The 9,302-nt window shown below is 57.6% G+C and carries 9 protein-coding genes; 3 read left to right on the plus strand and 6 right to left on the minus strand.

Annotation, left to right across the window (positions count from 1 at the left end; translation table 11 throughout):
- Positions 1-181: 181 nt before the first annotated feature.
- Complete coding sequence (locus RMO15_RS03695; protein ID WP_309707951.1) at positions 182-493, plus strand: hypothetical protein; 312 nt, start codon at positions 182-184, stop codon at positions 491-493.
- Here the strand turns inward: RMO15_RS03695 and RMO15_RS03700 are convergent.
- Positions 490-1,908 carry a vanadium-dependent haloperoxidase gene (locus RMO15_RS03700; RefSeq protein WP_309707954.1) on the minus strand — a complete coding sequence of 473 codons (1,419 nt, stop codon included), beginning with the start codon at positions 1,906-1,908 and terminating at the stop codon, positions 490-492. The genes RMO15_RS03695 and RMO15_RS03700 overlap by 4 nt on opposite strands.
- A 56-nt stretch (positions 1,909-1,964) precedes the next feature.
- On the opposite strand from RMO15_RS03700, the gene RMO15_RS03705 reads away from it, so the two are divergent.
- Positions 1,965-2,948, plus strand: a complete 984-nt coding sequence (locus RMO15_RS03705) for an NAD-dependent epimerase/dehydratase family protein (RefSeq protein ID WP_309707957.1) — start codon at positions 1,965-1,967, stop codon at positions 2,946-2,948.
- Here the strand turns inward: RMO15_RS03705 and RMO15_RS03710 are convergent.
- The 4 genes from RMO15_RS03710 to RMO15_RS03725 all read right to left on the minus strand — a co-directional run bounded on the left by RMO15_RS03710 (position 2,945) and on the right by RMO15_RS03725 (position 7,917).
- On the minus strand, positions 2,945-4,837 hold the full coding sequence (locus tag RMO15_RS03710; RefSeq protein ID WP_309707960.1) for an Rne/Rng family ribonuclease: 1,893 nt from the start codon (positions 4,835-4,837) through the stop codon (positions 2,945-2,947). The two genes, RMO15_RS03705 and RMO15_RS03710, sit on opposite strands and share 4 nt — an antisense overlap.
- Before the next feature lie 74 nt (positions 4,838-4,911).
- Positions 4,912-5,424, minus strand: a complete 513-nt coding sequence (locus RMO15_RS03715; protein ID WP_309707962.1) for a GtrA family protein — start codon at positions 5,422-5,424, stop codon at positions 4,912-4,914.
- 17 nt (positions 5,425-5,441) lie between these two features.
- Positions 5,442-6,599 carry a tetratricopeptide repeat protein gene (locus RMO15_RS03720; protein ID WP_309707964.1) on the minus strand — a complete coding sequence of 386 codons (1,158 nt, stop codon included), beginning with the start codon at positions 6,597-6,599 and terminating at the stop codon, positions 5,442-5,444.
- Positions 6,586-7,917, minus strand: coding sequence for a replication-associated recombination protein A (locus RMO15_RS03725; protein WP_309707968.1), 1,332 nt, complete (start codon positions 7,915-7,917; stop codon positions 6,586-6,588). Before RMO15_RS03725 ends, RMO15_RS03720 begins: the two co-directional genes overlap by 14 nt.
- A gap of 67 nt (positions 7,918-7,984) precedes the next feature.
- Between RMO15_RS03725 and RMO15_RS03730 the strand changes: the two genes are divergently transcribed.
- On the plus strand, positions 7,985-8,479 hold the full coding sequence (locus tag RMO15_RS03730) for a VanZ family protein (protein WP_309707971.1): 495 nt from the start codon (positions 7,985-7,987) through the stop codon (positions 8,477-8,479).
- A gap of 4 nt (positions 8,480-8,483) precedes the next feature.
- Here RMO15_RS03730 and RMO15_RS03735 read toward each other — a convergent pair.
- Positions 8,484-9,302: PEP-CTERM sorting domain-containing protein (locus tag RMO15_RS03735; protein ID WP_309707974.1), on the minus strand; the 819-nt coding region annotated here is incomplete at its 5' end.

The raw sequence follows: 9,302 nt of genomic DNA on the forward strand, positions 1-9,302 counted from the left end.
GGTGCATCTTGGGCGGCAAGGATCTGTTCAAAGCGTTGGCGAAGTCGCTGTTTCGTTTCTTCTGTCATCCCCCTATGATGACGACTTTAGGAGCAGAAGGCAAATCGGCTTGCCTCACCACTTTTTTGTCCTGCACCCCTTTCGCACGGCTAACTACAGCGCTAGCCGATAGAATAGCGACATGCCCGAAACCGATTCGTTACACACCAATATCTGGGAGCGCTTTGCCCAGCTCTATGGCACCCCCGAGCGCATTGCCCGCCTCTGGGAGCAGTGGATGGCCACACAGACCGAGTCCTCTATCGCCTTTTTAGAGAAAGCTCTCATTGACTCCGCCGAGGCCAACAAAATCACGCTGGAAGAAGCACGAACGCGTCTTGTGCTGGAGAAACTCGTCGAAGACCGTGGCCCCCGCTTTGTGGAAAAGTTCCTGCGGGAGCACGATCAGGCCAGCAAGCCTCTCAAGCCCATGAGCGTCAAGAAGAAGCGCTAGGCGGCTCCGGTGATGTAGGCCATCCCCTTTTGCCAGACCGCTTCCCCGACGAGCCGTCCCAGCTGACGTCCGATGCGATCCCCACTCTCAAAGTGAATCCCACCATAGAGCCGCGAGATTCCCGCTTGGTCTGCGGCATCACTAAAAGTCTCCCAACCTAGGTTAATGGGCTCCGCGGGGGTATTTTTCTCAAAGGCGAGCGTCCCCGCGGCAATAGTGGCGTAGTTACCAAAGATATTGCTTCCCGTGAAGCGCTTGAGGATCTCCGCAGCGGCGGCGCTAAATGTCGAGTGCCCACTCACAAACTCAGGGAACGGAGGCGTGACAAAATTCGGTGACTGGTAGGGCATCCACAGCCGACCGTCCATGCGCTGTAGCCCACTGTCTGGCCCTGCATAGCCCATGACTTCTTGGCCCACGAGCAGGCTACGAATCGCCGTGATCGGGCGTGACGTGTTGTAGGTACGCTTGGCGTCCCAGGCGACAATGCCGGCATCCATCACGGCATTTCCAATAAGAAATAAGAGCTTCACGTCTTCATCAAGCGTGTGCCGGTCACGCATGGAGATCCAGTCGGCAAACAGGCACCAGTGGCCCGGCGGCAGAACGGAGCTTGGCCCATCTGCCCAGTACTCGGCAATGGCCTTTTGGGTGTCCGTCAGATTGGCATAGACTCCCAAAAGCTGCTCTACCTGACGCAGATACTCGGGTGAGCCGTACGCCGGAGGGGCACTGGGACGAAGCGCACTCCCCGACGAGAGTGAGAAGGGGCGCACGTTGCCCCAGTGGGGCGCGATATAGCCAGGTGCCTTCCCATTAGCGAAGCGTAGCTGCTGCCACTGGCTCGGATCGTTGATCACATCGGGAGTGTTTATCGGCTTGTAGCCCGTCGTGTCTGCATAGCCGCCCGGCTGGTTTGCTCCGTCCACCACTCGTCCCTCGATAATCAGGCGAGCACAGTGGTTTCCCACACCGATGGGCAAGTCTGCTTGCTCCGTCGTGTCACTGGCCACGTAGCCCAGAGCCACCATGCGCTGACTCAGGCGTGTGACATCGTCTGGGAAGAGATTGCTCAGCGCACGAAAGGCGGCGTAGCTCAGGGCACACTCCTGGTTGGCTTGCGTTCGCTCCGCAACAGGCCGACGGGTGATCCCTAGCTGGGTCGGTTTTGCAACCGTATCGTAGCAGGCCCAGGCGTCATAGAGGCAGGTATGGACAATCCCAATCGCCCGTGCGGTCATCGGAGGTCCAAGCTTCCCCCCTCGGAGGGAGAGCAGCAGCTCATCATTCCACTGCATCGCCACACTTCGGCTATAGCGGTTCGGAGCCACCATCCCACCGCCGCCACAACCTGCCGTGAGCGCCGCGCCACTGAGGCCAAGGCCAAGCAGAAAAGATCGTCGTGTTATATCCATGATGCAATGTACTAAAGCAGAAAGAGTGCCACTCGCCCATCAGGTAGAATCCCCGCATGAGATACTTTCTAACCGGGGCAACCGGCTTTATTGGCGGGCGCTTGGCGGCGTTTCTACGAGCACAGGGCCACGAGGTGGTGGCGCTGGTACGCTCTCCGGAAAAGGCAAAAAACCTCGCCGAGCTTGGTGTAACACTGGCCAAGGGCGATATTACCGATCCTCAGTCTCTCAAAGCAGCGATGTCAGGCTGCGATGGTGTCTGTCACGTGGCGGGCTGGTACAAGATCGGGCCAGGGGCAAAGTCTCATGAGGGAGTGGCAGTCAATGTGGAGGGAACCCGAAATGTGTTAGAGGCGATGCGGGAGCTGGCGATTCCCAAGGGTGTGTACACGTCCACGCTGGCCGTTTTCTCAGATACCCACGGCGAGCTCCCCGACGAAGACTATCGCTACGACGGCCCACATCTCTCGGAGTACGACCGCACCAAGGCCGCTGCTCATGACATCGCAGACGAGTTTATCGCGCAAGGGCTTCCTCTGGTCGTTGTCCAGCCTGGCCTTGTCTACGGCCCCGGCGACACCAGTGCAGCCCACCAGACCCTCCAGCAGTTTCTCACCCGCAAGCTCCCCCTGATCCCGCAAGGCGCGGCCTACTGCTGGGCACACGTGGACGACATTGTCTTAGGGCACTGGCTGGCGATGGAAAAAGGAAAGCCCGGCGAGAGCTATATCATCGCCGGGCCGCCCTATACTTTGGTTGAGGCACTAGAAGTTGCGGAGAAACTCACGGGAATCCCGGTCACGAAGCGCCGTGCTTCCCCAGGACTCCTCAGAGGTCTCGCCAGCGCGATGGCACTTCTGGAGAGCATCCGTATTCCCCTGCCAGAAAAATACTCCTCCGAGTTTCTGCGCGTCTCTGCAGGTGTTACCTACCTGGGTGATAACCAAAAAGCAAGGCGAGAGCTGGGCTATGTTCCCCGTAGCCTCGAAGAAGGACTCCCCGAGACACTGGCATGGGAGCAGGCCCAGCTTAAGCGCTAAGACGAAGCCGTCGTGCCGGTGCGCTGTCCCCCACCACGGCGCCGGCGGCGGCGGTTGCGGACTTCATCACTGGAGGCATCTCCCCTGGCAGGCTCACGGGGCGCTTCTTTGGCAGCGCGGGGCGGTTCGGGCTTTGGAGAGACGGGGGGCTCACTGCCCCCGCCGCCGTTATTGTTGCCCTTGCCCTGCACTTCCCCCACAGCAAACGAGCGGCTGACAGCGGCCAGACGAACGCGCACACCATGGCCGGGTTGACGCCCAGTCGGGGGCACGAAGACAATCATGCCCCCCTCTGCAAGCCCGGCAGCAACCGGCGGAATGCTGTCGCTGATGGTCAAGACACGCGCTTCTACCATCTGTCCCCGCTTGAGCGCTCCATAGCGACGGTCAAAATCGTCGAGACGGCCCGTGGTCAGCTCGTACTTTTCATGGTGGCCCACATCGGTGGCGCGGATGTAGATCCCCCGCTCCAGCGCGTGCTCCAGCTCTTCCAGCTCTGCGCCATCTTCGCCGACGAGCGCAGCGGCCACTAAGGGGTGACAGCTTACCAAAAACGCCTCGCCCTTCTCGCTCCGTGCCCGTCGCCGTAGATCGCGCTCAATGACCATTGCCACACTCTGCGGCGATGAAACCTGGCCGGTTCCAGCGCAGTAGGGACAGACCTCGTCCATCTGCTCATTGACCGTCTCACCGGTGCGCTTGCGAGTCATCTCAATCAGCCCTAGTGGGGAGATATGGCTGACCTTACAGCGATTTTTGTCGGTCTTAAGGGCACTTTCAAAGGCCTGCTCAACCTTGCGGCGGTCACTGGCATTATTCATGTCAATCAAATCAAGGACAATAATGCCGCCCATGTCTCGCAGACGAAGCTGGCGCGCGATCTCATTGACCGCCTCTAGGTTGGTCTGAACAATCGTGTCATTAAGGCCATCGGTCTTACCGCCAAACTTTCCGGAGTTGACATCAATCGCAGTCAGAGCCTCGGCCTGATCAATCACCAAATAACCACCCGACTTGAGTGGGACACGCCGCTTGATATAGCGCTCAATCTCGGTCTCGATCCCAAAGTTCTCAAAGATCGCCTTGTCGCCATCATAGAGCACGACGCGGTCTTTAAGTGTCGGACCAAAGAAGTCGAGGAGCTCATGGGCCTTACGATACTCTGCCGCGGAGTCCAGATACATCTTCTCGACATCGGAGCCAAAAGTATCGCGCAAGATCCGTAGCAGCAGGGTCAGGTCGGCGTGGATGAGGTTTGGAGCGGGCATCGCCGTCGCCTTCGCCTTAATCTCCGCCCACGAGCGCTCCAGAAACTCCAGATCCTGGCGTAGCTCACGCTCGGTCTTGCCCTCAGCCTCGGTACGGACAATCAGGCCATAGCCCGGCTTGCGGATGCTCTCGATAATCTTCTTCAGGCGATCTCGCTCTCGGGGATCGTCTATCTTGCGAGAGACTCCCGTAGAGTTCTCTTCGGGCATAAACACGAGATAGCGCCCCGGCAGAGAGATACGGGTGCTGACCCGACTTCCCTTCGTGCTTCGTGCGCCCTTGGTAACCTGCACGAGCACTTCTTGGCCCCGGCGCACCAGATCGCGAATGGGAGTGTGGGAGCGGGGGCGACGACCCCGCCGATCAAAGCCGCCCTCTTCTTCAAGATCGTCGCCACCACCACCCGGAATAATATCCCCGGCATAGAGAAAGGCATTCCGATCCAGCCCAATGTCCACAAAAGCGGCATCAATACCGGCCACGATATTGTCTACCCGGCCCTTGTAGATACTTCCCACCACGCGCTCATCGCGCTCAATATGCAACTCAATCAGTTGTCCGTCTTCGCGGACAGCAACGCGCGTCTCTCGTGCGTCACTATTGACGATGATTTCCTTCAAAACAGTCTCCTGCCAGGCTCAACGGCGACACTGCCTCGTTCCTGACTCAAATTTCTAAAAATGTCTGAATCTCTTCAGACTGGCTCGGCCACACTGGTCTCGGACGCTTTAAACGTCCACAGCCGTGCCGCCGTAAAGTTCCACGCGACTACAACAACTGCAGCCACAACCTTTGCTCCAATCAAGACGACTGGGCTAAACTCACTCTTGCCTTTTCCTGTGACAATAATTTGGATAATTTCATTTGTGGAGCGTTCTGTGTGCATCAAACCAAGTCGCATCGCCATCACAATTGCCAGAGTCATCACAGTCAGGTTCAGCACCCAGCCGACCACGTTGGTGGCAAGAAACTTGGGGTACTGTTTCTTAGAATCTCCCTGACGATCGCGGAATGTCCAGCGGCTGTTCCAGATATATCCATTGGTTACCGCACACAGAAATGAGAGAGTTCCGGCCACCGCTACAGGTAGTCCCACACGATAATGTAACAGACTTAGTAAGCCTGCATCAATCACAAATGAAGATATCCCAACAAGGCAAAACTTTATAAGTTGTCTGATGCCGGGTCGTTGAAGTAGCGCTAGCACAGGGCATTATAACACGGCTAAAGTCCCTGTGCCGCCTGAGCGAGCTGGTTGCTTTTCAGGGCCTGTTGCTTGAGTTCTATCTCAATTGCCTCCGCCTGGCTTTCGTAGTGAACAAGGCTCTCAGGCTCCAGACTCGCAAGACCCCGTAGAATCCGAGCCAGATGCCGTCGTGCACCAGCGAACTGGGCCTGATCCAGTGCTTCATGAAACGCCTGCCGCGCCTCCGCATTACGCTGATGGCGCTGGTAGAACGCGGCGGCTTGGCAGAGTGTCTCCAAGTGGCGTTCACGATCGCCCAGACGCTTTGTCCGGTCCAGAGCCCGCGTAAAGGCAGCCTCAGCGGCTTCGGGCATCCCCAGCTCATCACAGATAATTCCCAGATGGACTAAGAGGGAAAGTTCTACTTGACGATCCGTTCCGGCGCTGGCCAGAGCGAGTGCCTCTTCATTGACTCGGAGCGCATCTTCAATCTGACCTTGCTTTAGATACGTCTCACACAACGATGCGAGCAGATGCGGACGAACATAGTGGTTTTCCAGCTCCTGTGCCCGTTCCAAACAAGCCAGCAAGTCCATAACGGCCCCATCGAGCTCTCCCGCCTCACGCTTAATCCCCGCCAGATTGGAAAGACAGAAGATCTCATACTCGGGAAGCACATGCTCGCGTGCGAGCCTCAATCCCTCCAACAAAAAAACGGTTGCCTGATCGTAGCTTCCGAGCTCCACACAGAGCGCTCCCAGGTTATTAAGGGTCGCCACCTCGCCACGCACATCGGCCTGTTGCTGGCGCAGACGATGTGCCTCCAGCAGAAGACTCATTGCCTCCGGGTAGTTGGTCTCCTTACGGCGAAGCGTGCTCAGCCCGAGAAGGCAAGAGGCCTCAATCTCGCCAAAGCCCTCTTGGCGGCTCAGTGCCAACGCGGCTTGATAGTCGGTGTCGGCGGCCTCAAGATCTGCCTGGATCAAGCTGCAGACCGCGCGTTGTCGCAGAGCGGTTGCCTCCCCCAGACGATAGCCGAGCTGCTGTGCCTTCGCGAGAGTCTCTTCAACGAGCAACCCACACCGCACCAGATCCGCGCGAGCCAAGTACTCCGCCAGTGTATTGGCAGCATCTACTTGCGCATGGGGCTCTTGTGCGGCTTTCAGAGTCGCCTCCAGCGACTCAAGTGTTTTCATCAGTATCACCATACCAGAGGCGTATCAGTCGCGCCTTCAGTTTTGCCTCAACCCCATTCTCGGTGGGCTGGTAGTAGGGCTCGCCCTGTGAAGGAAGTCCCTCGGGTAGGTAGCGCTGCTTGACAAATCCCCCCGGATAGTCGTGGGGATAGAGATAGCCCTCACCGTGTCCCAGCGCCCGAACCCCTTTTGCATGACTATCACGTAGGGGTTTGGGAATCCCTGGAAATGCCGCATTCCGCACCTCTTCCCGCGCCCGTCCCAGCGCCTTGGTGCAGGCATTGGACTTGGGAGCTGCGGCAAGATAGAGCGTGACGTGGGCCAAGTTCAACGCGCACTCCGGCATCCCAATGCTCTCGGTCGCCTGAAAGCCTGCCATTGCCAAAGGCAGAGCACTCGGGTCGGCACAGCCAATGTCTTCAGAGGCCAGAATCACCAGGCGACGGGCAAGAAACCGGGGGTCTTCTCCCGCCTCCAGCATCCGCGTGAGATAGTAGATCGCGGCATCCGGGTCGGAGCCTCGGATGCTCTTGATCAAGGCGGAGACCATGTCGTAGTGTGTATCGCCGGACTTGTCGTAGCCAATAGCACGCTGACCGACGGCTTCCTCCGCTACGGCGAGCGTGATACTTGTCCCCTTCGTGAGCGATGCCGCTAGCTCAAGCGCTCCCAAGGCCGTCCGTGCATCGCCGTTTGCCGCCGCCGCAAGATACCCACGCGCTTGGGGTTCCAGTACCAGCGCACGCTCCCCAAGCCCGCGCTCTGTATCGGTCAGTGCCCGCGTGAGTAGTTCCGCGATCTCATCATCACTCAGTGCCTGAAAGGGATAGACTCTGGCGCGGGAAAGCAGGGGCGCATTGACGGAAAAATAGGGGTTCTCCGTGGTGGCTCCAATGAGAACAATCGTCCCATCTTCGACATGGGGTAGGAACGCATCCTGCTGGGCTTTATTAAACCGATGGATCTCATCCACAAACAACAGCGTGCGCTGGTTATAGGCTTTGCGCCGCTCTTTGGCCAGCTCAATCAGCTTACGAACATCGGCAACCCCACCCGTGACTGCAGAGAAGTTCTCAAAGTGACAGCGAGTCGTGCGGGCAATGAGCGATGCGAGGGTAGACTTCCCGCAGCCAGGCGGCCCCCAAAAAATCGCGGAACGAAGCTCATCCTGCTCAATTGCCTGTCGAAGTGACTTCCCTACGGAAAGCAGATGTTGCTGGCCCGCCAGCTCGTCGAGAGTACAGGGACGCATCCGTGCGGCGAGTGGGGCAGAGTCCAGTTTCTCCGTGATCGTTTCGTCTGTGGTAAAGAGATTCATTCCTTAACTTAGGAGTATGCCCTCAAGTTTGCGACTCCAAACTCTTTTAGTTTATACTAAGTTCCTTATGCGCCGCTTCTTCCGTTATACCCTTCCTTTAGTTCTTTGGTTAAGTATGATTTTCGCTATGTCAACGGATAATGGTTCTGCGGCTAATACCCGTCCCATCGTCCAGAGTGTCTTACGAAAAATTTTACCGGGCCTTGCCGCGCAGCTCACTCCAAGCCAGCTGGAGCGCGTGGACTTCAATATTCGTAAGACCAGCCATGTGATGGAGTATCTGATTCTGGCACTCTTAGCCTACCGAGCCATCCGGGCAGATCACCCGCGCTTTCGAAGTCGCCATGTGCTGTTTACCATGATCTTGGGGATTCTATACGCCGCCAGTGACGAGTGGCACCAGAGCTTTATCCCCTCACGCTGGGGAGTTGCCGCCGATGTTGTCTACGACTCGTTTGGTGTCTCGCTAGGGACGATTCTAAGCCAGTGGCGCGAGCAGCTCTTCCATGAAAAACAAAACCGGCTCGCCTTACGAGAAAGCGAGCCGGTTCAGGAGAGCTAAGAGACTACTTCTTGCGACGCAGCAGAGGCAGTCCTGCAAGTCCGAGAGCGGCAAAGACAAGGGTACCAGGCTCTGGTACTGCACTGTGGGTAGTCCGTCTGCTGGCCGCCATTGCGGTAGTCGTCGCGGGAGCAAGTACGACCGGTACTTCCTCCTCCGTAGACTTAGGAATCTTCACGGAGCGCACTACCGCACCCGCAACTCCCGCCAGAGGCAGAAGCGGCAATCCGGTCCGAATAAACCGGGGAAGCACAGGAGGAGCGACAGGCTTGATGGGATCGGGAGTATTGGGGATTTCGACCACTTTAATCGGCGGTGTAACTCTAATCGGCGGGGCAACAGGCATATCGGGGCCGAAGGGGGAAAGATCCCCTCCCTCCAAGGCATCCAGACCTGCCGGAGCGGTGAGATTGGCGGCAACTTGCTGAAGACCAAGAGGACGAGCCGTGCTCGCCACCGGAGTTATCTTTGGCTTCTCTTTCAACACCGGGGCTTTGGGCAGCAAGGGGTTGGAGCAGATCCACTTGAGAATCGGCTTACCATCACGAGTCGCCCAGACTCGAGTGCCTTTCTTCAGGCTCATCTTCTTACCGTAGATAAGGCCCGATTTGGTCACTCCATAGTTCATCACGCTTGTATCTGTCGGCAAGATATAAGGAACCAGTGCATCCTCAACAAACTCAACCACACGATCTTCGGGGAGATTAAAGTGCTTGGCAATATTGCGACGGAACGAGGGCTCGGTCTTTAGTGCCTCAACAAGAGCCTCGGTGGTGAGTACAGGCTCCTTTAAGAAGCGGTCTCTGCCGGGCGTGATTCGCTG

The sequence above is a fragment of the Armatimonas sp. genome (genome assembly GCF_031410135.1).
In the GTDB taxonomy this organism is placed as follows: Bacteria; Armatimonadota; Armatimonadia; order Armatimonadales; family Armatimonadaceae; genus Armatimonas.